The following is a 22,206-nucleotide window of genomic DNA, read 5'->3' as shown; positions in this document are numbered from 1 at the left end:
CTCTGGATCATCCCGGATGCGCCAAAGCCAGCTGGAATGCGGAAATCGCCCCCATGTCGTGGCTGACCATGCGTACCGTGCCCAATCCGAGCCGTTCCAGCAGCTCAAGCAGGTCCCGGTACCGGCTCGTCCGGTCGATGTTCCGGTACGGCAGCTGGCTCCAGCCTTCGCCGCGCAGGTCCGGGGCGATGGCACGGTATCCGGCGGCCGCAAGGGCGGGCATCACCTCTCGCCATTCCCACCACGTCTGGCCGAATCCTGCCAGAAGGAGCACCGGCGCGCCGGCCCCCATGGTTGCCACATGCATGTGCCCGTCGGCAAGCTCGACATATTCGTGCTTGACGCCCTGCGCCGCCGGCATGTCTGGCATGGCCTGGTTTTGTGTTTTCATGCTGCATCCCCGCCACAGCTCAATCCATGCGAACCATGCCAGCTCGTCATCGAGCCCAAATAGCAGGGAGCGTGAAGGTCCTGAATGGTCGCTCCATCCCGTATCCGGTGCCCGCGTCGGGTCAGGTTCGGGACGGCAGTGCAAGTGCGTCGGCTCGGCGTCTTGCGGCCGGCCGCGCATAGAACGGTCGCTGGACGCCGCGCTCCAGATCCTCGGCGAACAGGGAGTCAGGGCGTTGAGCCACGCGCGCATCGACCGCACCGCCGGGTTGCCGCAAGGATCCACCTCGAATTATTTCCGCACTCGCCAGGCGCTGATCGAGGGCGTCGCTTCGCATCTGGCGCGACGTGAGCGCGAAGACTTCGAGCAGGCCGCTCCGCTGCTTGACCGGGAGGCGGCCGAGGAAGCCTTCACCAGGCTTCTGGAAGTCCAAAGCGGGCCCTTCCGCACCCGTACGCTCGCGCGCTATACGCTGTTCATCGACCTGACGCATTCCCCGGAACTCGTCGCGCCACTGAAGGACAATCGGAAAATCTTCGAAAACTGGACAACCGCGACACTGGCCGCGCTGGGCGCCAAAGACCCTCTGGGCTGCACGGGATTCATCATGGCCACGCTCGACGGCGCGCTGCTGCATCGGATCACCGTCGACGACTCGATGGATTTCGTTCCGGTCGTCCGCCGCGCGCTGGCTGCCTGCCTCGATGGCTGGCGGGCACAAACCCGAAGAGTTGGGTTCAGTGATTCCCGGCTAAAAAAGCAGCCCCTCCTGGCTTGGATACTTCCAAACCAGGAGGGGCGTTCTGTGCGCCCTGCGGGGATCGAACCCGCGACCAATGGATTAAAAGTCCAGTGCTCTACCAGCTGAGCTAAAGGCGCACGGCACAAGGCCAAAATCCATACTACCTGATGGACCGGCATGATCATTAATCGGCGCATTCCGCACCGTGGTAGCCCGTAATTCCCGCTTGATCTTGGGGGTTGCAAGCTAAATCACCTGTTGGCAAAGAACTCAGGTTCAGCGAGTATTCTGGAGCGCATGAGAGGTGCACGTGCAGGATCAAAAGTTGCCCAGGATGCGGGATTCCGCCATCACAAGCCACGCCCCTTCGCCCCGGAAGATTTCGAGCCCTACGAAGGAGGCGCTGACCCGGCGCGCGTCTCCGAGGCCGCCCATTTGTCCGCCCAGGCTTTCGTGCAACGCGGCATTGCCAACAACGACCCCGAAGTTTCACGCCGGCTGATCGCCGTTGCCGAGGAAGAGGGCTTGGAAGTTCTCGCTGAGCTGTGGAGCGAAGCTCCCGCCCACTCCCTGCCCGGCGCGCTGTGGCGCCTGTATGCGGTACGCGCGGCCACCATGGGCAAGCCGGAAGTGCACGCGGCACGGTTCCAGGCAGGAGCCCACCGTGCCCAGGTCGAACGCATCGTCGCCGGGGTGGCTGAACCGCCGACCGCCGAAGAAATGAAGAAGATGACCGGGTCGATTCTCTCCGGCGCCTTCAACGGAGACTTCGCACACGCCCTGGAACGCACTGCCGCCTATTGCCGGGTCGTGGCCCTTGGCATGACCGAGCATGCCGATGCCGCAGATTTCTCCAACAGCGACCGGGGAACGAAGCTGACCCAGCAGGCCAAGGCGCTGACGGCTACGGCCGCTGATCTGGAAGTCTGCGCCCGGCTGTGGCGCCAGGACGCATTGGACTGAAAGGCGCTCCCGCGCCATTAGGATGGATTGAGGAAGTTACCCCTCAGTTCTAGGCAGGTGGGTGTGGGCGCCGCATCGAGGACCAACTCTTCAGGACTCGTACGCTGGTTGCTGATCTTGATCGCGACGGCGCTGCTATCCCAAACAGCGCTGAACCTCATCCGGCCGGTCACCACCTACAAGCTCATCTCCTTCGGCTCCGGCGCGTTTACCGTCGGCGTGGTGACTGCCGCCTATGCGATCCTTCCGCTGTTCACCGCGATGATGCTGGGCCGGGTCAGTTCGCGCATCCGCAGGATCCGGTTCCTGATGGTTGCCGGCGTCGCCCTCTTGGCCGCCGGCGGCATCGGCATCAACTTCTCGCCAAATGCCCTGACCGTGGCGCTGGCCAGCGCCGTGCTGGGGCTTGGGCACCTGATGTTCACCATTGGAGGGCAATCGTCGATTGCCCGGTTCTTCCCCGACAGCGATCTGGACAAGGGGTTCGGCTGGTTCACTGCGGCCTATGCCGCTGGGCAATTCATCGGGCCGCTGATCGGCGGAATGGTGCTCGGCTCCGACACCGACGCGCTCTCCGCCGAGCGCGTTGCCGATATCAGCCTGTCGCTGTGGATTGCCGCCGGGTGCTCGCTGCTGGCTGTCCCCTTCCTGCTTCCGAGCTGGCAGCCGAGGATCTCCAAAACGGCGTCGCAGACCCGTCCGCCGAAGTCCAAGGCCTCCATTCCCTCGGTGCTGCGCATCAAGGGCATGGCCTCGCACATGTTCGCCTCGATGACCTTGCTGGCGATGCTGGACATCCTCACCGCATTCTTGCCGCTGGTGGCGGAGAAACATGGCGTCACACCGGAAAATGTTGGTGTGCTTTTGGCCATTCGAGGTTTCGCTTCAGTTATTTCGCGGCTATTCATCCCGAAGCTCTCGGCCCACTTCGAACGCAACCACCTGCTGGTCACCAGCTTGTGGGCTTCGGGCATTGCCATCGCCCTGGCGCCGGCGTTCATCGATTCGCTCTGGGCCGCTGGGGCGGCGCTGCTGGTCGGCGGCTTCTTCCTGGGACTGGGCCAGCCGATGACCATGACGATGATTTCCACGTCGGTGCCGGCGATGGACCGCGGTGCCGCATTGGCCGTCAGGCTCATGGGAAACCGCGTCGGACAAGTAGCTTTGCCGGTTATCTCAAGCACTGTAGCCGCCGGGTTGGGTCCAGCTGGCGCGATCTGGTTCTGCTGCGCGCTGCTCTGCCTGAGCGGAGCAGAGAAGGGCCTTCGCCGGTAGCGTGAGAAACCGCACGAGCACCGCCCCGGCGGTTGACAGCGCACCGGTCAGGCGAGAACACTAGATACCGGTGCCGGGCTGCTGGTAACCCCGGGCTCCAAAATTCTGCCGCTTCGAGCGGCCTTCCGCCGAGAGGCGTTCCCGGTCCGGCACCATCAAGTACCCGGCGTTCACTTCCGCGTCGTAAACTGTTCTGCGTTGGTTCCAATAGCAGTCGAATCGAATGGTGCGCCAAAACGTGAAGTTCCAGATCTTTCCCTCCGCCTCGCGCGGCATCGAGTTGCTGTGTGGGTTGGCGACGACCATTCGCACCTCCGTTGCCAATGTCGCCGAAATGATCGGCTCACCCGACACCCGTGCAGATCAGCTGCGGGATTTGGCCGCCGCGGAAGCCGAGGCCTCCGACCTGGTGCACGCGGTGCTCACCCACCTTCGAACCAGCTATATCAGCCCGCTGCCCCGCGAAGACATGTACACCCTCTCGCGCTTGCTGCACGAAACCATGGAGCAGCTGCGCGGCACCGGCGAGCTGATCATGACCGTTGGCTCCACCCCGCTCTCCGAGCGTTCCTCGGAGCAGCTCGAACTCATTTCGCAGCTGGCCGAGCTGGCTTCCGATTCGGTCCAGCGCCTGCACAACCTCGATGATCTGGAGGACAACTGGCTGCAGATGCTGCAGTTCTCCAAGCGCGCGGCGCGCACCCACCTGGTGTGGGTCAACGAGATCTCGAAGTTCGCCAAGGCGGGCACCATCCACCGCCACCAGCGCGTGGCCGACCACCTGATGCTCACGGCCAACACCCTGCGCCAGTTTGCCGACCACCTCGGTCGCGTGCTGGTGAAGGAGTCCTAGGGACATGACCATCCTTTCGGTCCTCACCGGAATCGCGATCGTCCTCACGCTGGGCTATGGCGTGCTCAACGGCTTCAGGGATGCCTCCACCGCCGTAGCCGCCTCGGTGCGCACCAGGGCGCTGCGCCCGGCCGTCGCGGTCTCCGTGGCGGCAGTATTCGCCTTCCTCGGCACCTTGGCCACCTCGGGGCTGAGCGTGGCGCTGGTGGACAAGCTGAATTTCAACGTCCCCGATGGCGTCGTCGGACTGAAGCTGCTGATCTGCGGCCTGCTGACCGCCGGAGCCTGGGGCCTGTATTGCTGGTGGCGCGGCTTGCCGGTCAGTTCCACCCATGCGTTGCTCTCCGGCCTGGTGGGCGCCAGCGGCGCCTCGGCCTTCATGGGCGACCTGTCGGTATCCGGCGCTTGGGGGCTGCTGCTCGGCTCGGTGCTGCTGCCCCTGCTGATCACCCCGGTGATTGCCTACCTGCTGTCCTATGTGCTGGTGATTCCGGCGACCTGGCTGATGCGCCATAATTCCTCGCGTTCGGTCAACAACGGCTCGCGCGCAGGCCAGGCCATTGCCGCCTGCGCGGTAGCGCTGGGGCTGGGGCTGCAAGATGGCCAGCGCACCGGCGCGATGATCGCACTGGTGCTGATCACCGGGCATGCGATGGACCCGGGACCCGTGACCTGGGCCATCCAGCTGGCCGCCGGCACGGCGCTGGGCCTCGGCGTGCTGCTGGGCGGATGGCGCATCACCTACACGCTCGGCCGCCGCCTGGTGAACTTCGATCCGCTGCGCGGCATGATCGCCCAGGGAGTTGCCGCGGCGTTGCTGTTCCTCGGCTCGCTGGTCCTGCACCTGCCGCTGTCCACCACGCAGGCGGTCACCAGCGGCATCGTCGGCGCCGGCAATAACCAGGCTTTCGAATCGGTGGTGTGGCGCAATGTCACCAAGGTGCTGCTGCACTGGGTGCTGACCCCGGTGGCCTGCGTTGCTTGCGGCGCGATCCTGACCTTGGCGGTGCACCCGCTGCTGGGCAACGCCTAGTCTTCACCTGGAATGAAGAGGTCTTCGATCTTGCACCCGAAGACCGCTGAAAGCTTGAAGGCCAGCGGCAAGGACGGGTCGTAACGGCCCTTTTCCAGTGAGATAATCGTCTGCCGCGAGACGCCAAGCAGGTCCGCCAACGCCTGTTGGGAGAACCCGTGTTCCTTGCGGTATTCGCTGAGGTTGTTCTCCACTAGCTTTCGGCTCGCTTACTCGGCTGCACGAAGCGCGAGCGGGCCGATGCTACGGCGCGGGAATCGGAATCGCGCTTGTGCATCAGCCTTCCACCTTCTTGATCACCAGGTAGCGCACGAGCACGTCCACGGCAGCCAGCAGAACGACCCCGACAAGCAGCATCACCGGATCTACGTCAATGCGCAGCAAGCCCAGCGCCATGGCGCCTAGCCCGCACAGGGCGATCAGATCATGAAATGCTCCGAAAACCGCCTTTTCGTACCATTTTCCCTCGATGGATGAGTCCGGATCCCGCACGGCTCCGGCCAGGGTATCCCTGTCCAGCATGAATACCCAGCACAAGGCGGAGGCAGCGGGCAGCGTCATCAGTGCAAAGACCAGCCCGGCCAGCATCTTGCGCTGCTGATCGGCCTCGGGGCCGAATGTCAACCAGATCAGCGCCATGGCAGCGCAGAGGACCAGCCCCCCGAGCAGTGACAGGATGATCAGCAGGGCTGTCGATCCGCCGAATCGCGAACGGCCCCACTTGCTTTGACCAACTGACTCTTTTGAATCCACCGTTATCCCCTTTCCGATAAATGTAAACCTCACTTTACTGACAAGGTCGCTTTACAGTCAAGGGTGCTTTACGTGAATGGTTAAAGTGCAGCGGCGCACCGCAATCGGTGCGCCGCTGGCGGTGATCCCCTCCAGGATCCCCGGAAGACCCCCCTTCCGGTCCGTCTACCGCCGGCTCAAGGAGCGGCGGTATCCGAAATCTTTATCCGAAGCGTCCGGAGACGTAATCCTCGGTGGCCTTCTGCTCCGGGTTGGAGAAGATGGCTGCGGTGTCGTTGTACTCGATGAGCTTGCCCGGCTTGCCGGTGCCGGCGATGTTGAAGAACGCGGTCTTGTCGCTCACGCGGGCGGCCTGCTGCATATTGTGGGTCACGATCACCACGGTGTAGTCGTTCTTCAGCTCGTTGATCAGGTCCTCGATGGCCAGGGTGGAGATCGGGTCCAGTGCCGAGCACGGCTCGTCCATCAGGATCACGTCAGGCTTGACCGCAATGGTGCGGGCGATGCACAGTCGCTGCTGCTGGCCGCCGGAAAGACCCGAGCCCGGCTTGTCCAGGCGGTCCTTGACCTCATTCCAGAGGTTCGCCCCGCGCAGCGACTTCTCCACCAGCGCGTCGGCGTCGGACTTGGAGATCTTCTTGCCGTTCAGCTTCACGCCGGCCAGCACGTTGTCCTTGATGGACATGGTCGGGAACGGGTTCGGACGCTGGAAGACCATGCCGATCTGGCTGCGCACGGTCACCGGGTCCACGCCCGCGCCGTACAGGTCGTCGCCGTCCAGCAGGACCTGGCCCTCGACGCGGCCTCCGGGGATAACCTCGTGCATGCGGTTCAGGGTTCGCAGGAAGGTGGACTTGCCGCAACCCGATGGGCCGATGAATGCGGTGACCGACTTCGGCTCGATGTTGATCGAGACGCCTTCAACGGCGAGGAACTTGGAGTAGTAGACGTTCAGGTCATTCACGTCGATGCGTTTTGCCATGATGTAATCCTTGAAAAAGTTTGGGTTTGTCCGGACCGGAGCCTAGGCTCAACGGCCCTTCTTTGGGGCGAAGATCGAAGCGACCAGGCGGGCGAGGAGGTTCAACGCCATCACCATGAGGATCAGCAGCAGGGCTGCGGCCCAGGCGCGCTGCACCGATGGGTCGATGTTCGTCGGGCTGGTCGGGGTCAGGATCTGGTAGTAGATGAAGGTCGGCAGCGTGGACATCCAGTTCGCGAAGACGTTCAGGTTGATGTTGCTTGCGATGCCGGCGGTGACCAGGATCGGTGCGGTCTCGCCGATCACGCGGGCGATGGCCAGGGTGACACCGGAGGCGATACCGGAGATCGCGGTCGGGATGACCACCTTCAAGATGGTGCGCCAGCGGCGCACGCCCAGTGCGTAGGATGCCTCGCGCAGCTCGTTCGGGACGATCTTGAGCATTTCCTCGGTGGAGCGGACCACCGTCGGGATCATCAGCACGCTCAACGCGACCGCTGCGACAATGCCCATGCGGGCGTTCGGGCCCAGGATCATGCCGAAGAAGGCCGCCGCGAACAGGCCGGCGACGATCGAGGGAATGCCGGTCATCACGTCGACAAAGAAGGTGATCGCCTTGGACAGCGCCTTGCCCTGGCCGTATTCCACCAGGTAGACAGCGGTCAGCATGCCAACCGGAACGGAGATCAGGGTAGCCCACAGGGTGATCAGCAAGGTGCCCATCACCGCGTGGTACGCGCCGCCGACCACCGGGGTGCCATTGGCGACGGTTTCGTTGTCCACCGCGCCGGTCACACCGTTCATGGAGCTGAACAGGAAGTGGCTGTTCATGCCCGGCATGCCCTTTTCCAGCACCGTGAAGAGCACGGATACCAGCGGGATCACTGCCACGATGAAGGCGGCGTAGATCAGGTAGGTCCACATCGCGTTCTTGCCGCGGCGCTTGCCTTCGGCAACGGTGGTGATTACCGAGGCGGCCACCAGGAAGATGATCGCGGAGTAGATGGCGAAGGAGGCCACGTTGAAACCGGTCAGCGTGGACGCTGCCGCGCCGATGATGATGGAGCCTGCGGCGATCGCCCAGATGGCCCATTTCGGCAGCTTGCCCTTGGCCAGGGAGTTGCGCTTGCGCACCGGTGGAGTCGGCTTGCCCGAGGTGCTGTTCTGGTTGGTTGTCATGGTGCTCATCAGTTGGCTCCCGAGAATTCCTTGTGGCGGGCGATGATTCCACGAGCGATCATGTTCACGACCAGGGTGATCAGGAACAGGACCAGGCCGGCGGCGATCAGCTCTGCCAGACGCAGGCCGAAGGCCTCAGGGAAGTTCAAGGCGATTTCCGCGGCGATCGTCTGGTTGCCGGTCTTGATCAGCGATGGGATCAGGTTGCCGGTGGAAAGCACCAGCGCGACGGCCATGGTTTCACCCAGGGCGCGGCCCAGGCCCAGCATGACGGCGGAGATGATGCCAGGGCGGGCGAAGGGGATCACCGCGGTGGTGATCATTTCCCAGCGGGTTGCACCCAGGGCGAGGGCGGCCTCTTCGTGCAGCTTCGGAGTCTGCAGGAAGATTTCGCGGCTCAGCGAAGTGATGATCGGCAGCACCATCACTGCCAGCACGATGCCGGCCGTGAGCATGGTCTTGCCGGTCTGGCTGGCCGGGCCTTCGAAGAGCGGGATGAAGCCCAGGTTCTTGGCCAGCCATTCGTAGCCTGGAACCAGAGCCGGAGCGAGCACCATGTAGCCCCACGCGCCGTAGATCACCGAGGGGATCGCGGCGAGCAGGTCGATCAGGTAGCCCAGCGGGCCGGCGACCTTGCGTGGAGCGAAGTGCGAGATGAACAGTGCCACGCCGATGCCGATCGGGGTGGCGATCAACAGCGCGATAGCCGCTGCGATAACGGTGCCGATGACAATCGGCCAGATGTAGGCGAAGAATCCTTCGCCGCCGGAAATCTCAGCCGGATCGGCTAAGAACGTCGGCAGGGCTTGGATCAGCAAGAAGACCGCGACCGCGAAGAGCGTGATCAGGATCAGGACACCGGCAGCCAGTGCGGCGCCGGAGAAGACCTTGTCACCAGCGCGGCCGGAAGTCGATGACTTGCTTGTCAAAGCATTGGTAGTCATGGCTAGAGCCTTTACGAAACGGGGGTGATGCAGTTTTCACTGCGGGGGTGGAGGGGTACTGCTGGTGCGGGTGGTTGAGTTCGGCCACCCGCACCTGTTGCCGGTTGCCCGGCGGGGTACTACTCGGCGACGGTGATGCCGTCGATCGACTTCTTGGCCTTCTCGGCGATGGATGCCGAAATTGGGGCGTTGCCTGCCGAAGCCTGGGCGGTCTTCTGGCCGTCTTCGGAGATGACGTAGTTGCCGAAGGCCTTGACCAGATCAGCGGTTGCCTGGTCCTTGTAGCTGCTGCAGAAGATGTGGTACGAAACCAGGACGATTGGGTAGGTGCCCGCTTCGGTGGTGTCGCGCTCCAGATCCAGGGCCAGGTCGTTCTCGGCCGCACCTTCAACCGGGGTTGCGGTCTCGAGGGCCTTGGCAGCTGCCTCGGCGGAGATCTTTGTGTACTCATCGCCAACCTTGACGTTCACGGTGGACAGGTTGCCCACTGCGGAGAAGTCAGCGTAGGTGATGGCGCCGTTGGTCGAAGTGGTGGTCGAAACCACGCCGGAGGTGCCCTTGGCGTTCTCCGACTGGATGTCGCTTGGCCAGTCGCCGGAGACATCGTAGGTCCAGACATCAGCCGCTGCGGCCTTCAGGTACTCGACGAAGTTCTCGGTGGTGCCGGACTCGTCGTTGCGGTGCACAACGGTGATTGCGGTATCAGGCAGCTCCACGTCCGGGTTCTGCTTGGCAATGGCCTCATCGTTCCACTTGGTGATTTCCTTCTTGAACACCTTGGCGATGGTGGCTGCGTCCATGTTGATCTCTTCAACGCCTTCGAGGTTGAAGGCGATCGCGATCGGCGAGACGTAAGCCGGGATGTTGAATGCGCCTTCTGGGCCGCAAACTTCCTTGGCCTTGGCGGCCTCGTCTTCCTTCAGGTAGGCATCCGAGCCGGCGAACTGCGCGCCGCCTGCCAGGAATGCTTCGCGGCCTGCGCCGGAGCCGTCTGGCGAGTACTGCACGTTGGCGTCCGGGTTGGCAGCCTTGAAGCCGGTGGCCCATGCTTCCATGGCCGAGTTCTGGCTGGATGCGCCGATGCCGGTCAGGGTGCCGGTAACGCCGGAACCTGCGGTGGTCTCCGCGCCTTCGGAACCGGCAGCGGCGGTTGGGTTATCCGAGCCGCAAGCGGTCAGTGCGAGTGCTGCGACGGAAAGAACGGCAGCTGCGCTGCCAAAGCGGTTGAGCTTCACGAGATTTACTCCCCATGTTGGTAGATCGATGTAAAACTTTCAGCGGCTTCTCTCCGCTTCATCTACGACGTTAAGGATCGAAAGTAACCAGCTTCCCCGGCGAAGGTGAACAGAAGGTTAACAACTTGTCCACAGGCAGGTGATCCTGCTCACCAGCGCAATATCCCGGCAGCTTCTGCCATCTGGGACCGAACACATGGAAGACTGAAGCCATGGCAACTACACGGAAGGCCAAGCGCATGCCAGCGCATGTATTGGGCTTCTTATCCCAGCGCAATCGCGCCGGGCTGATACGCTCGCGCAATTCCCTGCCTCGAATCCTGCGCATGACCCTCGGCGCAATCGGCGCCTTCTGGATCGCCGAAAGCATCTGGGGGCATTCCCAGCCGATTTTCGCGGCCACCAGCGCACTGGTTTCCCTGGGCTTCGGCGCCTCCACCACGGTGCGCAAAACTGCCGAGGTCGCCCTGGGATGCACCCTCGGCGTGGCCCTGGGCGACACCCTCATGCACTGGTTCGGGCAGGGTATCTGGCAGGCCGCGCTGGTGATGTCGCTCAGCCTGGTCATAGCCCGCTACCTGGATTCAGGTGCCATCTTCTCCACCCAGCTGGGTATGCAATCGGCACTGGTGGTGCTGCTGCCGATCAGCGCCGACGGCCCATTTGCCCGTTCCATCGATGCCCTGACCGGTTCCCTGCTCGCCCTGCTGGTCATTATTTTCTGGCCCACCGACCCGAGGCGCAGTCCGGTTTCCGCATTATCGGATTTGTTCAAGGAGCTTTCCGAAGCGCTTTTGGAATGCTCCTGGGCCATCCGCGACGATGACCGGCGCTCCGCATTCCACGCGCTGATCAAGGCACGCGGCACCCAGAAGCATCTGGACAAGCTGCCAGCCGCCTTCCGCGCGTCCAAGGAAATCGCCACGATTTCCCCCGCCGGGCGGCGCCACCGCCACGAGCTGAACCGGCTGTCCAAGCGCTTCAACCACTACGACTGGGCCGCCCGCAACTCGCGGGTTTTCGCCCGGCGGCTGGCTTCCGTGCTCAGTAACAGCGCGCTGACCCCGGAAGGCGCGCAAACCCTGGCTCCGCTGATGCGCGAGCTGTCCGAGGCGGTCAACACCTTGGCGCACTCGGTGCGCGAGACCACGGTGGCGGGCCAGCGCAAATACGAGAAGTCCGCCCAGCAGCAGCTGGAAGGAGTCGCCGCCCAGCTGGATCCGCGCGCCCTCGGCGTCGAAGGGCTCCAGGGCGAAGGCCTGGTCCTACTGCTGCGCCCGATGGTGGTGGATCTGCTCGAGGCAGCCGGCCGCGTGCACGAGGAAGCCATCGAAGTGCTGCCCAAGCTCTCCTGAACAAAAATGTCCGCATGGCTCGATAGCATTGAGCCATGGCCAAAACTTCCACCCGCAGCAAATCCAGCGCATCGTTCAAATGCTCCGAATGCGGATGGACCACGATCAAATGGGTGGGCCGCTGCGGCGAATGCCAGGCCTGGGGCACCGTCGAAGAAGTGGGTGTGGTCTCGGCGCGCACCGTGGCCGCGGCCAAAGTCGCCCACCCGGCCAAGCCGATCGCGCAGATCGACGGCTCCGAAGCCGCCTTCCGCCCCAGCGGTGTCTCCGAGCTGGACCGCGTGCTCGGTGGCGGACTGGTCCCGGCAGCCGCGATCCTGCTCGCCGGAGAACCCGGCGTAGGCAAGTCCACGCTGCTCCTGGACGTCGCAGCGAAAGCGGCGCAGACCGGCCTGCGCGTGCTCTACCTGACCGGCGAGGAATCGGCCGCGCAGGTCAAATCCCGCGCCGAACGCATCAACGCCATCGCCGATACGCTGTTCCTGGCAGCCGAAACCGATCTGGCCCTGGCGCTGGGGCAGATCCAGGAGATCGATCCGCAGCTGCTGATCCTGGACTCGGTGCAGACCTTCTCCTCGGCAGAGGTGGACGGCGCCGCCGGCGGCGTGTCCCAGGTCCGCGAAGTCGCCGCCTCGATCATCAACGCGGCCAAGACCCGGGCCATGTCCACCATCATGGTCGGCCACGTCACCAAGGAAGGGTCGGTCGCCGGCCCGCGGCTGCTCGAGCACCTGGTGGATGTGGTCTGCCAGTTCGATGGCGAGAAGCATTCGCGGCTGCGCATCCTGCGCGCGCTGAAGAACCGCTACGGCGCCACAGATGAGGTGGGTTGCTTCGACCTGAATGAGGACGGCATCGAATCGCTGACCGATCCTTCCAAGCTGTTCGTCACGCGAACCCGCAACCCCGTACCGGGCACCTGCATCACGGTCACCCTCGAGGGCCGCCGGCCGCTGGTGGCCGAGGTGCAGACCTTGCTCTCGCGCAGCAACGCCCCGGCCGCCCGCAGGGCCACCAGCGGCCTGGATGCGGCACGGGCGCAGATGGTGGTGGCGGTGCTGCAGGCCCGCGCGCATATGGACCTGTCGTCCATGGACTCGTATATCGCCACGGTGGGCGGCGTCAAGATCGCCGAACCGGCATCGGATCTGGCCTGCGCGCTAGCCCTGGCCTCGTCGATGAACGAGTTCCCGCTGCCGCAGGACTTCGTGGCCTTCGGCGAGGTCGGCTTGGCCGGCGAGGTGAGGCAGGTACCGGAAATCTCGCGGCGCATCACCGAGGCCCAGCGCCTGGGATTCTCCTTCGCGATGGCCCCTGCCACCCCGGAACCGTTGAAGAACATCCCCGAGGGCATCCGCGTCTTCCAGGTGGAGAATATCGCCCAGGCCCTGGACATCGCCTTCAACCAGCGGCAGAAGCCAACCCGATAAACTTGATTATTGCCGCCCGCCGAAAGGACGCCAGTTGAAAGCGCACCCCACCCCCGGATTCCTTGCCGTTCTGGCCCAGATTGCCCCCGGTACCGAACTCGCCCAGGGTCTTGAGCGGATCCAGCGCGGCCGCACCGGCGCCCTGATTGTGCTGGGTCACGACAAGCTCGTCGAGTCGATCAGCTCCGGCGGCTTCCGGATCAACACCGAATACACCCCTACCCGCATCCGCGAACTGGCCAAGATGGATGGCGCGATCATCCTGGATGGTAACGGACGGCAGATCCTGCAGGCAGGCGTGCAGCTGATGCCGGATGCGCAGATTGAAACCCAGGAGTCGGGCACCCGCCACCGCACCGCGGAACGCGTGGCCGCGCAATCCGGGTTCCCGACGATTTCGGTGTCGCAGTCGATGCAGACCATCACCCTTTATGCCGACGGCGAGCGCCATGTGCTCGAGCCTGCCGAGCGCCTGCTGGCCCGCGGCAACCAGGCCATCGCCACCCTGGAACGATACCGCCACCGCCTGGACCAGGTCACCAGCGCCCTGTCTGCGGCGGAAATCGAGGATGTCGCCACTGCGCGGGAAGTGCTGGCGGTGCTGCAGCGCACCGAGATGCTGCGCCGCACCAGCGAGGAAATCTACCGCTACGTGCTGGAGCTGGGCATCGACGGGCGCCTGCTGGCAGCCCAGCATGCCGAATTGCTCTCCGGCATCCAGGCAGATAACGAGCTGCTGCTGCGGGACTACTCCGACGCCGAGGGCCAGGACCTGGATATCGAGCATGCCTTGGAGACGCTGCATGAAGTGTCCGACGCGCAGCTGGTCGAGCTCGACGGGCTGACCAAGATCCTGTTCCCGCATTCCAGCATTGGCCAGGACGACCAGCTGACCCCCAAGGGATACCGCCTGCTCTCGCAGATCCGCACGGTTCCCAAGGTGGTCGGCGATCGCCTGGTGGCGGCATTCGACAACTTGCAGCTGCTGATGTCCGCATCAACCAGCCAGCTCATGGAAATTGAAGGCGTCGGCGAGCAGCGCGCACGTTCCATCCGCGAAGGCCTGGCCCGCATGGCCGAGTCCTCGCTGCTGGACCGCTACATCTAGTCGCTTACTCCAGGGTGAAGGTCACCGGCTCGGAGACGAAGTCGCCGACAGCCGCGGTGAACTTGTAGGTTCCCGGACGCGGCTGCACGCTGACCGCTTTGCAGCCGGGAGCCGAACGCTCGCGGTTCCAGGTGAAGCGCGAATTCTCCTTCTGCCCGGGCTTGAAGGCCAGGATTACGTCCTCTGCGTTCTCGAGGCAGTCGACCGTGGAGAAGATGCGGTCCGAACCGCTGGAAACCAGGAACTCCTGCTGCGTGCTTCCGACGTTCACCTCGCATTCGCGCTTGGAAACATTCTCGATGCCGAGAATAAGCGTCGGCTTCTTGTCCGAGGCGTAGCTTTTCGCATCAGTCGTCGCGGTAACCTCGATCTCCTCGCCGCTGCACATCTTGGCCGAATCTTCATCCTCTTCCGGCTCGGCCGATGGCGAAGGGACCGGTTGTGTCTGCTGGGCGGTCGGTTCATTGCCTGCAGTTTCCTGCTCATCGGGGGCAAAGACCCCCACCAGGGCAACGACGCCCCAGACGATCAGGCCGATGAGCACCAGGGCAAGTACTGCCACGGTAATCCGCCGGCGCCGGTAAACGCTGGCCGATGGTTTCCTCCCTGATGCGTTGCTCATGGCTTAAGGCTAATTCATTGCACTGCCCGAACCCGGTAATGGCGTAGGATCCGGGGCGCATCGCGTTCCCCACTGGATCCCCTCGGATTCCGGGTCTTCCGTGCGCTGGCCTAGAGTGGTGGGGTGCAGCAAATCCACGAAACCATCAACGACTGGTACCTAGAGAACGCCCGCGACCTGCCTTGGCGCCGTCCTGGCGTGAGCGGATGGGAAGTCATGGTCAGCGAGTTCATGCTTCAGCAGACCCCCGTGGTTCGTGTCCTGCCGGTGTGGGAAGAATGGATGCGCCGCTGGCCGCGGCCACAGGATCTGGCCGCGGAGCCGCTGTCCGAGGCTTTGAAGGCGTGGGGACGGCTTGGCTATCCGCGGCGTGCGCAGCGCTTGCATGCCGCCGCCGTGGAGATCACCACCGAATACAACGGCGAAGTCCCGCGCACCGAAGCGCAGCTGTTGGCCTTGCCCGGCATCGGCGACTACACCGCGGCCGCGATTGCCTGCTTCGCCTTCGGCGAGCGCACAGTCGTCGTGGATACGAATATCCGCCGTGTGCATGCCCGGCTCTTTGGCGGCATGGCATTGCCCGAGCCAAGCCCGCGCGCCAGCGAGTTCGCCCGGGCCAGGGAAGTCCAGCCCGAAGATGACCGGGCAGCAAATCTGTGGAATGTTTCGGTGATGGAGCTCGGTGCACTGGTCTGCACTGCACGCAGCCCGAAGTGCGGGCAATGCCCGGTGTACCAGCAGTGCGCCTGGGTTGCCGGCGGGCAACCGGCACCGCACTACACCCCGAAAGGCCAGGCTTGGAAGGGTACCGATCGCCAGGTCCGCGGGGCCATCATGGCGATTCTGCGCGAACATGAGGAGGCGGTGCCGCAGCAGTCATTCCTGGCCGATCTGGCCCAGGAATCGCACGCAGGATATGTGGCACTTGCACGGTTGCAGTCTCCGCTGGACCAGCGTGAACGCGCGCTGGCCGGGCTGCTGAAAGATGGCCTGGCGATCGCCGAGGATGACGGCATCCGCCTGCCTTCCTGATACCGGCAAAGAACACGCGGGTGCCTGCTGGCTTTATCTGCCAGCGCGTACCTATGCTTAGCCCATGAACGCTTCAGTTGACCCTGCCGGCACGGTTCGCCACGTAGCCGAGCATCCCTGGTTCGAGGGTGCCGCCCGCTTGGGATTCGTCGCCAACGGGATTCTCCATGCGACCCTGGGAGTCCTTGCAGTTGTTGTCGCCGCCGGCCGCAAGGCGGAAGCCGACCAGGGCGGAGCAATGGGCGCGCTGGCAAATCAGCCCTTCGGCATGGTTCTGCTGTGGATCTGCGCAATCGGCGCCCTGCTGCTGGGCCTGTGGTCCATGGCGCAGGCCTTCTTGCCCGAGAAGAAGCTGAAGGAAAGGCTCAAGTCCGCGGCTACTTCAATATCGTTCTTGGCTGTCGGATTCACCTTTGGACGATTCGCCGCGGGCAATCCCAGCGATTCGGGAAAGACCGCCAGCAGCTTCAGCGGCGAACTGATGCAGACAGGCCTTGGCCGGGCCTTGCTGATCGCCATCGGCCTCGGCATGCTGGTCATGGCCGGCTATTACATCTACAAGGGAGCCGCCAAGAAGTTCCTGGAGGATCTGCGGGGTTCTGGAAACGAGGAGGTTTCCCGCGCGGTGAAGTTCTCAGGCATGCTCGGCTACCCGGCCAAGGGCGCAGTCCTGGGTGCAGTTGGCCTGTTGTTCATCGTGGCCACGGTGCAGCGCGACCCGGAAGAGGCCAGCGGCATCGATGGCGCGTTGAAGGCCATCCAGGACCAGCCTTTCGGGCCCGTTGCCTTGATTGCCATCGGTGCTGGCCTGGTTTGCTACGCGGTCTTCCTGCTGTTCCGCGCCCGCTATGACCGGATGGAGTAGGAATATCAGTCCAGCGTAATGATCATGCGGGTATTGCCCAGGGTATTCGGCTTCACCCGTGCAAGGTCCAAGAATTCAGCGACGCCTTCATCCCGGGAGAGCAGGATCTCCTGGTACACCGCGGGATCCACGGCGCTCTGGTCAGCCATCACCTTGAACCCTTGGCGTTCGAAGAATGCAACTTCGAAAGTCAGGCAGAAAACACGCGACACCCCGACAGCCTTGGCGCGTTTGAGCAGTTCTCCCAGCAAAAGGTGCCCGACCCCCATGCCGCGGACCGTATCGGAGGTGGCGAGGGTGCGAATTTCGGCGATGTCCTCCCAGATGACGTGCAAGCCGCCGCAGCCGACAACGCTGCCCTCCGGATCCTCGGCTACCAGGAATTCCTGGATGGACTCGTAGTAGGTGACCGCTTCCTTATCCAGCAGGATTCGTTCCTCGGCCAGGGGGCGCACCAGATTGCGGATTGCGTTGACATCACTGGTTTTGGCTGGGCGGACGGTAAAAGAGTTCACGTTTAGATCCTATGCCTCCCAGTTTGCAGAATCGAAGAAGTCGCTGGATATGTCCTGGAAGGAACATCCTGCACGCAGAACTGCCACAATAAGCTTGAACATTGAAGCCCCGGGAGCAAGGACGAGGATGACAGCTGGAACAGCACGCCCCGGATTCGGGTTGCTTGCCATCCTGCTCTCCGCAGTGGGTATCGCTCCCCTGCTTAATTACGGGTTGAGCGCCACCAGCGACCTGGTCATCAGGGATTTGGGAATCACCGAATCCCAGTTCGGCCTGCTGGCGACGGCCTGCTTTGGCTGCGCCGCACTGGGCAACGCCGTCTTCGGGAAGTTCTCGGACAGGCAACCGGATACCAGGCTGATGCTGCTGATTTTCGGCACCACCGCGGTTGCGCTGGGCCTGGCGGCAATTCCCGCCGGCTACCTCCTGCTGCTGGTGGCATCCGGGCTGGCCGGCTTCGCGCAGTCATTCCCCAACGGGGTCACCAACCGCATTCTTGCCCAGCGCGTCCCCAGCGCCCAGCGCATCACCTGGACCGGCATCAAGCAGTCAGGGGTGCAGGTTTCACAGCTCGTAGGCAGCGTGGGGTTCCCGTTGCTGGCGGCGTTCATCGGCTGGCATGGCGCGTCGCTGGCTGGCGCGGTACTCGCCGCAGTGCTCGCGCTCATCGCCGTACGAGTAGTCCGCGCCACCCCCATGCTCAGCGTGCCTGCACCGAAAAGGCCGGAAGCAGGTGCGGGCAAGCAGATCGCCGCGGCAGCCCCCTCGACGAAGTTCGTCATTTTCGCGCTGGCCCTGTTCGGTTTCATCAACGGCGTCGGCGTGCAGGCAACCAATGTCTATCTGGCGCTCTTTGCGGTCCGCGAACTGGATTTCTCCTTGGTGGCCGGCGGCCTGACCGCTGCGGTGGCCGGAGTCGTTGGGGTCAGTGCCCGCGTCGGCTGGGGGCAGATGATGGCCCGCGGGGTTTCAGCGCCCAAGCTCCTGCTGCTGTTGGCATCGCTGGCCACTGCGGGCGGAGCCAGCTTCCTTCTGGCCCAGCAAATGCATTCGGTGGCGCTGCTCTGGCTGGTGGTTGCCCTGCATGGCGCCTCGGCCCTGGGAGTTTCGGTGGTGCTCATGGCGGGGTTGCTGCGTGCGATCCCGGCAAGCCGCTTGGGCAGCGCCAGCGGAATCGTCTCGGCAGGCCAGTTCGGCGGATTCACCGTCGGGCCGCTGGCCATGGGCCTGCTGGTGGGATCGGCCGGTGGATTCACCGCGGGCTGGATCGCGGTCATCGGGATCTACCTGTGCTCGACTGTGCTCGGTGCAATCCTGGTGCTGCGGGCCAGGAATCGAGGTTAGCCCGGGTATTTCATGAAGACAGCAGTCATTAACTGACTTAAAAGAAGAAAAGGTGACCTGAACTGGAAAAATAGGAGTTGTCGAAGCTCTAAATCACCAGATCGAAGGATCACCTTTTCAATGCACCATTCTACCCACGTTTTCCCTGCTCTCTCGACCCAACTCACCGGCCAGTCCCTGGTCTCCCATGCTGGCCTGTCAGTGCTCAGCAACTTCCTGAACGCACTGGACTTCCAACGGGTCTGCGAAGACCGTTTCTCCCAGTTCGTGCCAGCCACCGCAGCCCACCGGTCAGGAAGAATCCTCGGAGCACTGGCGCTCTCGTTGGCCGCCGGCGGCGAGCAAGCCACTGACATTGACCAGCTGCGCGCCGCACCAGGACTCTTCGGCCCAGTGGCGTCTGATGCCACGGTCAGCCGGTTCATGAGCCGGATCAAGGAGCAACCAGACGCTTTCGCCTATGGCTTCGCCACCATGACCCGGACCCTGCGCTCCAAAGTTTGGGCCGCGTCCGGGCCACGGAATCCTGCCCGGCTGGCTACGCCAGCTGATCCTTTGATCATCGACATCGATGCCTCCTTAGTGCACGTCCACTCCGAAAAAGAATTCAGCGCAGGAACGTATAAAGGCGGGTACGGGTTCTCGCCCATGATTGCCATGGCCGACTACGGAAAGACGAATGGGACTGGTGAAGTCCTCGCCGTGCACCTGCGCCCGGGCAATCGGGGAGCGAATTCCGCGGCCTCGCATATCGAGGTGCTCAACCAAGCGTTGGCGCAGCTGCCTGATGATTTCTATGACGAGCGCGGAAACCTGCGTGGTGAGAAGATCCTGGTCCGTACCGATAGTGCCGGTTCGTCCCGGGAGTTTTTGCACTACCTGGATTCGTTGGGGATCCAGTTCTCCACCTCGTACTCGTTACCCGTCATCAAGGAACGGTTCATCCGGTGGATCGATGAGAAGAAATACTGGGAACCAGCGCTGAACGCTGGCGGGGATCAGCGTGATGATGCGTGGGTGATCGACGCGAGCAAGGTGATCGAGTTGAAGGACTACCCTGCGGGGACAAGGATCTATTTGCGGGCTGAGCCGTTGCATCCTGGGGCGAAGGCGACCTTGTTCGATACGGACGGGAACAGGGTGACCGCATTCTTGACCAACAGCCCGCGATTCAATGTGGCGTTCCTCGATGCCCGGCACCGGGCGCGTGGCCGGTGCGAGAACCGGATCAAGACGCTGAAGAGCACGGGGTTGGGCAAGCTGCCGTATTGGTCTTTCGCCTCGAACCAGGCGTGGGCGGTCCTGGCGATGCTCGCACTGAATCTGGTGGCCTGGCTGCAACTGGCCGTGCTGCCTGGTGGCCATGAGGCTTCGGTCTGGGATGTGAAGCGGTGGCGGTACCGGCTGTTTTCAATGGCAGGGAAAGTCGTCTCTGGCGGCCGGCAACGCCGGCTTCTGATCCCTGAGAAGGCGCCTGAAGCGCGGCTGTTATGCCAGTTGCACGAGGGCATCGGTGCGTTGTTCCAGCGGTGGCGGCACGGCGAGCTGGCCGCCTGAACTGGTGGTTGCCCTGTTGCTTCTTTGATTTCGAAAGGTCATTACAACCCAGGTCGGTGGAGCCTGGCATTCAGCGCTGGTGGTTCCGGCGCTCTTTGGCGTGGGCAGAAGCGCAGACGGCCTCCGAAAATCACTGGGTAGTGGATTTCGATGGCCGTCGGAGCTCGGATGAAAAATCTGGGTTAGCCGGTGGATGCCGAAGCGCTGAAGGCACTGGCGCATTTGCGCCGTGCCAAGGACCTGATGGATCGGAACTATGCCGAGCCTTTGGATGTGCCGGCATTGGCCCAGCGGGCGTCCATGTCTCCTGCGCACTTTTCCAGGGAGTTCAAGCGGGCCTATGGCGAGACGCCGCATTCCTATTTGCTTACCCGCCGCATTGAGCGTGCCATGCATCTGCTGCGCGCGTCAGTCTCGGTCACTGATGCCTGCATGCAAGTGGGCTGGACTTCGCTGGGTTCCTTCAGCACACGCTTCACCGAAGTGGTTGGGGAAACCCCGTCCGCCTACCGGGAACGGGATCATTCTGCCACGGGGCAGATCCCTGCCTGCATTGCCAAGATCCTTTTGCGTCCCGAGAGATTCTGAGCAGTTTTGAAGAAGCGCGAGCTGCGCGGCGCTGCCTAGGCTGGAGCCATGGCAAATATTTCAATCACTCATGTCCCGTTGACCGTGCTCGATGTAGATGAGGCGCTCGCGTTCTACCGCGATGCGCTGGGCTTCACGGTAATTTCAGATGTCGCCAACGGCGGCTTCCGCTGGGTCTCGCTTGCGGGCTCCGATGGCACCGGCACCAGCTTGGTGCTTTCGGCTCCGGGCGCCGGCCGCTCCGACGCCGATGCGCAGGCCCTGGCCGAGCTGGTAGCCAAGGGAACCATCGGTCCGCTGGTGCTTTCCACTACCGACCTGGACAAGGTGTTCGAGACCGTGAGTGCCTCGGGCGCTGAAGTCCTGCAGGAGCCGATGGATCAGCCGTGGGGTCCGCGCGATTGCGCATTCCGCGACCCTTCGGGAAATATGGTCCGTATCAGCCAAACGGTTTAGGGAGAAAAGCATAAGCAGTACTGAACAAGAGGGTTTTTCGGCCGCTGAGAAGGCCGCGATGAAAGAGCGCGCCGCTGAGGTGCACGTTCCGAAGAAGCGCATGACCAAGGCCGAGAAGGCCGAGCAGGCTCGACGTGAAGTGGGAGAGAAGCTTGCTTCCTTCGAAGGAAACGACAAGGTGCTGGCCGAGAAGCTGCACCGGATCGTCACCTCCACGGCTCCTGAGTTGGAACCGAAAACCTGGTATGGCATGCCAGCCTACGCCTTGGACGGCAAGATCTTGTGCTTCATGCAGGATGCCAAGAAGTTCGGCACCCGCTACCTGACCTTCGGCTTCAACGATGTTGCGCAGCTCGACGAGGGCACGCTCTGGCCCGCGTCATTCGCCATTACCGCGCTTGATGAGCAGCTGGAGGAAAAGCTTGCCGCGCCGGTCGCCAAGGCGGTAGGCCGCTAAGTCCGGCTGGCAAGGCGGGCCTCGATCGCCTCTCAGTCATCGAGGGCCTCTTGCTCTGCCCTGGGCAGGGCCCTGGCCAGCAACCCGGCAGAAAGCGCGAAGACCCCGAGCAAACCGATCAGCCCCATGCCGACAGGCAAGGAGCCCAGCTGGGCGGCGTCTTGACCCAAGACGGTGAACAGCATGGCGGCACCGAGCCCGAGGATTCCGAATCCAGCTGCCATGAAGCAGACCACAATGGATTTCGGCCCGGGATTCCAGTGCCCCAGTGAGGTGAAGTCGCGGTACGCGATGATGCCGATGGCAATGCTGAGCGTGGCCACGGCGCCGATTACGAGCATCACCAGCCATGTCGGGCTGTATCCGGCGCCATCGGCTCCTGCGTGGCGCACCAGCTGTTCCGGAAGCTCGGGCCGCAGGAAAAGGTACAGGGCCAAATAGGCCATGACGGCGAGGCAGGATGCGGCAATCATCTGCTGCCCCTTTCTTCGCATCTTCATGTGTTGACCCTACGACATGGGCGGAT

25 protein-coding genes, 1 tRNA gene and 1 pseudogene are annotated in these 22,206 nt (G+C 63.3%); 15 read left to right on the top strand and 12 right to left on the bottom strand.

Annotated features, from left to right (window positions below):
• Window positions 1–7: 7 nt before the first annotated feature.
• Window positions 8–391, bottom strand: a complete 384-nt coding sequence (locus tag ACLQ8T_RS00675) for an alpha/beta fold hydrolase (RefSeq protein WP_204719927.1) — start codon at window positions 389–391, stop codon at window positions 8–10.
• Here ACLQ8T_RS00675 and ACLQ8T_RS00670 point away from each other — a divergent pair.
• Window positions 291–1,037: pseudogene (locus ACLQ8T_RS00670) on the top strand (TetR/AcrR family transcriptional regulator); the annotation flags it as partial. The gene ACLQ8T_RS00675 and the pseudogene ACLQ8T_RS00670 sit on opposite strands and share 101 nt — an antisense overlap.
• 160 nt (window positions 1,038–1,197) lie before the next feature.
• Here the strand turns inward: ACLQ8T_RS00670 and ACLQ8T_RS00665 are convergent.
• A tRNA-Lys gene (locus tag ACLQ8T_RS00665) sits at window positions 1,198–1,270 on the bottom strand.
• 160 nt (window positions 1,271–1,430) lie between these two features.
• Here ACLQ8T_RS00665 and ACLQ8T_RS00660 point away from each other — a divergent pair.
• Both ACLQ8T_RS00660 and ACLQ8T_RS00655 read left to right on the top strand, forming a co-directional pair.
• On the top strand, window positions 1,431–2,096 hold the full coding sequence (locus ACLQ8T_RS00660; RefSeq protein WP_204719923.1) for a hypothetical protein: 666 nt from the start codon (window positions 1,431–1,433) through the stop codon (window positions 2,094–2,096).
• A 63-nt stretch (window positions 2,097–2,159) separates the two neighbouring features.
• Entirely contained in the window at window positions 2,160–3,371 is a 1,212-nt protein-coding gene (locus ACLQ8T_RS00655; protein ID WP_204719921.1) for an MFS transporter, read from the top strand.
• 60 nt (window positions 3,372–3,431) lie between these two features.
• On the opposite strand, the gene ACLQ8T_RS00650 is transcribed toward ACLQ8T_RS00655, so the two are convergent.
• A complete protein-coding gene (locus ACLQ8T_RS00650) occupies window positions 3,432–3,677 on the bottom strand; it encodes a hypothetical protein (protein ID WP_204723338.1) in 246 nt (81 codons plus the stop codon).
• Between ACLQ8T_RS00650 and ACLQ8T_RS00645 the strand changes: the two genes are divergently transcribed.
• A complete protein-coding gene (locus tag ACLQ8T_RS00645) occupies window positions 3,664–4,224 on the top strand; it encodes a hypothetical protein (protein ID WP_413455370.1) in 561 nt (186 codons plus the stop codon). The genes ACLQ8T_RS00650 and ACLQ8T_RS00645 overlap by 14 nt on opposite strands.
• Before the next feature lie 4 nt (window positions 4,225–4,228).
• Window positions 4,229–5,257, top strand: coding sequence for an inorganic phosphate transporter (locus tag ACLQ8T_RS00640; RefSeq protein WP_204719919.1), 1,029 nt, complete (start codon window positions 4,229–4,231; stop codon window positions 5,255–5,257).
• Here ACLQ8T_RS00640 and ACLQ8T_RS00635 read toward each other — a convergent pair.
• The 6 genes from ACLQ8T_RS00635 to pstS all read right to left on the bottom strand — a co-directional run bounded on the left by ACLQ8T_RS00635 (window position 5,254) and on the right by pstS (window position 10,350).
• Window positions 5,254–5,451 (bottom strand): helix-turn-helix transcriptional regulator, encoded by a 198-nt coding sequence (locus tag ACLQ8T_RS00635; RefSeq protein ID WP_133835042.1) that lies wholly within the window; start codon window positions 5,449–5,451, stop codon window positions 5,254–5,256. The genes ACLQ8T_RS00640 and ACLQ8T_RS00635 overlap by 4 nt on opposite strands.
• Before the next feature lie 82 nt (window positions 5,452–5,533).
• Window positions 5,534–6,010: a hypothetical protein gene (locus ACLQ8T_RS00630; RefSeq protein ID WP_204719917.1), complete on the bottom strand. Its 477-nt coding sequence runs from the start codon at window positions 6,008–6,010 to the stop codon at window positions 5,534–5,536.
• A 202-nt stretch (window positions 6,011–6,212) separates the two neighbouring features.
• Window positions 6,213–6,992: a phosphate ABC transporter ATP-binding protein PstB gene (gene pstB / locus ACLQ8T_RS00625; RefSeq protein ID WP_038993599.1), complete on the bottom strand. Its 780-nt coding sequence runs from the start codon at window positions 6,990–6,992 to the stop codon at window positions 6,213–6,215.
• A 48-nt stretch (window positions 6,993–7,040) separates the two neighbouring features.
• On the bottom strand, window positions 7,041–8,180 hold the full coding sequence (gene pstA / locus ACLQ8T_RS00620; RefSeq protein WP_204719915.1) for a phosphate ABC transporter permease PstA: 1,140 nt from the start codon (window positions 8,178–8,180) through the stop codon (window positions 7,041–7,043).
• The gene (pstC, locus tag ACLQ8T_RS00615) at window positions 8,180–9,115 is read right to left on the bottom strand and encodes a phosphate ABC transporter permease subunit PstC (protein WP_038993597.1); all 936 of its coding nucleotides are present in this window, start codon (window positions 9,113–9,115) and stop codon (window positions 8,180–8,182) included. Before pstC ends, pstA begins: the two co-directional genes overlap by 1 nt.
• Before the next feature lie 119 nt (window positions 9,116–9,234).
• On the bottom strand, window positions 9,235–10,350 hold the full coding sequence (gene pstS / locus ACLQ8T_RS00610) for a phosphate ABC transporter substrate-binding protein PstS (protein ID WP_413455369.1): 1,116 nt from the start codon (window positions 10,348–10,350) through the stop codon (window positions 9,235–9,237).
• A gap of 212 nt (window positions 10,351–10,562) precedes the next feature.
• On the opposite strand from pstS, the gene ACLQ8T_RS00605 reads away from it, so the two are divergent.
• From ACLQ8T_RS00605 to disA, 3 genes are read left to right on the top strand one after another with little or no spacing between them, the layout of a single operon-like run.
• On the top strand, window positions 10,563–11,705 hold the full coding sequence (locus tag ACLQ8T_RS00605) for an FUSC family protein (RefSeq protein ID WP_413455368.1): 1,143 nt from the start codon (window positions 10,563–10,565) through the stop codon (window positions 11,703–11,705).
• A 35-nt stretch (window positions 11,706–11,740) separates the two neighbouring features.
• Window positions 11,741–13,135, top strand: coding sequence for a DNA repair protein RadA (gene radA, locus ACLQ8T_RS00600; RefSeq protein ID WP_038993595.1), 1,395 nt, complete (start codon window positions 11,741–11,743; stop codon window positions 13,133–13,135).
• Between the two features lie 34 nt (window positions 13,136–13,169).
• Window positions 13,170–14,243 carry a DNA integrity scanning diadenylate cyclase DisA gene (gene disA, locus ACLQ8T_RS00595; protein WP_413455367.1) on the top strand — a complete coding sequence of 358 codons (1,074 nt, stop codon included), beginning with the start codon at window positions 13,170–13,172 and terminating at the stop codon, window positions 14,241–14,243.
• 4 nt (window positions 14,244–14,247) lie between these two features.
• Here disA and ACLQ8T_RS00590 read toward each other — a convergent pair whose 3' ends face one another.
• Window positions 14,248–14,865, bottom strand: a complete 618-nt coding sequence (locus ACLQ8T_RS00590) for a hypothetical protein (RefSeq protein WP_413455366.1) — start codon at window positions 14,863–14,865, stop codon at window positions 14,248–14,250.
• Window positions 14,866–14,988: 123 nt separating this feature from the next.
• On the opposite strand from ACLQ8T_RS00590, the gene ACLQ8T_RS00585 reads away from it, so the two are divergent.
• Both ACLQ8T_RS00585 and ACLQ8T_RS00580 read left to right on the top strand, forming a co-directional pair.
• A complete protein-coding gene (locus ACLQ8T_RS00585; protein ID WP_413455365.1) occupies window positions 14,989–15,897 on the top strand; it encodes an A/G-specific adenine glycosylase in 909 nt (302 codons plus the stop codon).
• A gap of 64 nt (window positions 15,898–15,961) precedes the next feature.
• Window positions 15,962–16,762 (top strand): DUF1206 domain-containing protein, encoded by an 801-nt coding sequence (locus ACLQ8T_RS00580; protein WP_413455364.1) that lies wholly within the window; start codon window positions 15,962–15,964, stop codon window positions 16,760–16,762.
• Window positions 16,763–16,767: 5 nt separating this feature from the next.
• Here the strand turns inward: ACLQ8T_RS00580 and ACLQ8T_RS00575 are convergent, their stop codons facing one another.
• A complete protein-coding gene (locus tag ACLQ8T_RS00575) occupies window positions 16,768–17,277 on the bottom strand; it encodes an amino-acid N-acetyltransferase (protein ID WP_073707952.1) in 510 nt (169 codons plus the stop codon).
• Between the two features lie 127 nt (window positions 17,278–17,404).
• Here ACLQ8T_RS00575 and ACLQ8T_RS00570 point away from each other — a divergent pair, with 127 nt between their 5' ends.
• The 5 genes from ACLQ8T_RS00570 to ACLQ8T_RS00550 all read left to right on the top strand — a co-directional run bounded on the left by ACLQ8T_RS00570 (window position 17,405) and on the right by ACLQ8T_RS00550 (window position 21,680).
• Window positions 17,405–18,622 carry an MFS transporter gene (locus ACLQ8T_RS00570; RefSeq protein ID WP_413455363.1) on the top strand — a complete coding sequence of 406 codons (1,218 nt, stop codon included), beginning with the start codon at window positions 17,405–17,407 and terminating at the stop codon, window positions 18,620–18,622.
• A 120-nt stretch (window positions 18,623–18,742) separates the two neighbouring features.
• A complete protein-coding gene (locus tag ACLQ8T_RS00565) occupies window positions 18,743–20,179 on the top strand; it encodes an IS1380 family transposase (protein WP_413454418.1) in 1,437 nt (478 codons plus the stop codon).
• Window positions 20,180–20,422: 243 nt separating this feature from the next.
• Entirely contained in the window at window positions 20,423–20,767 is a 345-nt protein-coding gene (locus ACLQ8T_RS00560) for a helix-turn-helix domain-containing protein (RefSeq protein ID WP_413456359.1), read from the top strand.
• Window positions 20,768–20,815: 48 nt separating this feature from the next.
• Complete coding sequence (locus ACLQ8T_RS00555; protein ID WP_413455362.1) at window positions 20,816–21,223, top strand: VOC family protein; 408 nt, start codon at window positions 20,816–20,818, stop codon at window positions 21,221–21,223.
• A gap of 58 nt (window positions 21,224–21,281) precedes the next feature.
• Window positions 21,282–21,680 carry an iron chaperone gene (locus tag ACLQ8T_RS00550; RefSeq protein WP_413455361.1) on the top strand — a complete coding sequence of 133 codons (399 nt, stop codon included), beginning with the start codon at window positions 21,282–21,284 and terminating at the stop codon, window positions 21,678–21,680.
• Between the two features lie 32 nt (window positions 21,681–21,712).
• On the opposite strand, the gene ACLQ8T_RS00545 is transcribed toward ACLQ8T_RS00550, so the two are convergent.
• On the bottom strand, window positions 21,713–22,180 hold the full coding sequence (locus ACLQ8T_RS00545; RefSeq protein ID WP_413455360.1) for a hypothetical protein: 468 nt from the start codon (window positions 22,178–22,180) through the stop codon (window positions 21,713–21,715).
• Window positions 22,181–22,206: the final 26 nt, after the last annotated feature.

The organism is Glutamicibacter sp. FR1 (assembly GCF_047300825.1).
GTDB classification, from domain to species: Bacteria; Actinomycetota; Actinomycetes; order Actinomycetales; family Micrococcaceae; genus Glutamicibacter; species Glutamicibacter nicotianae.
This window is presented reverse-complemented; position numbering and strand designations above follow the sequence as displayed.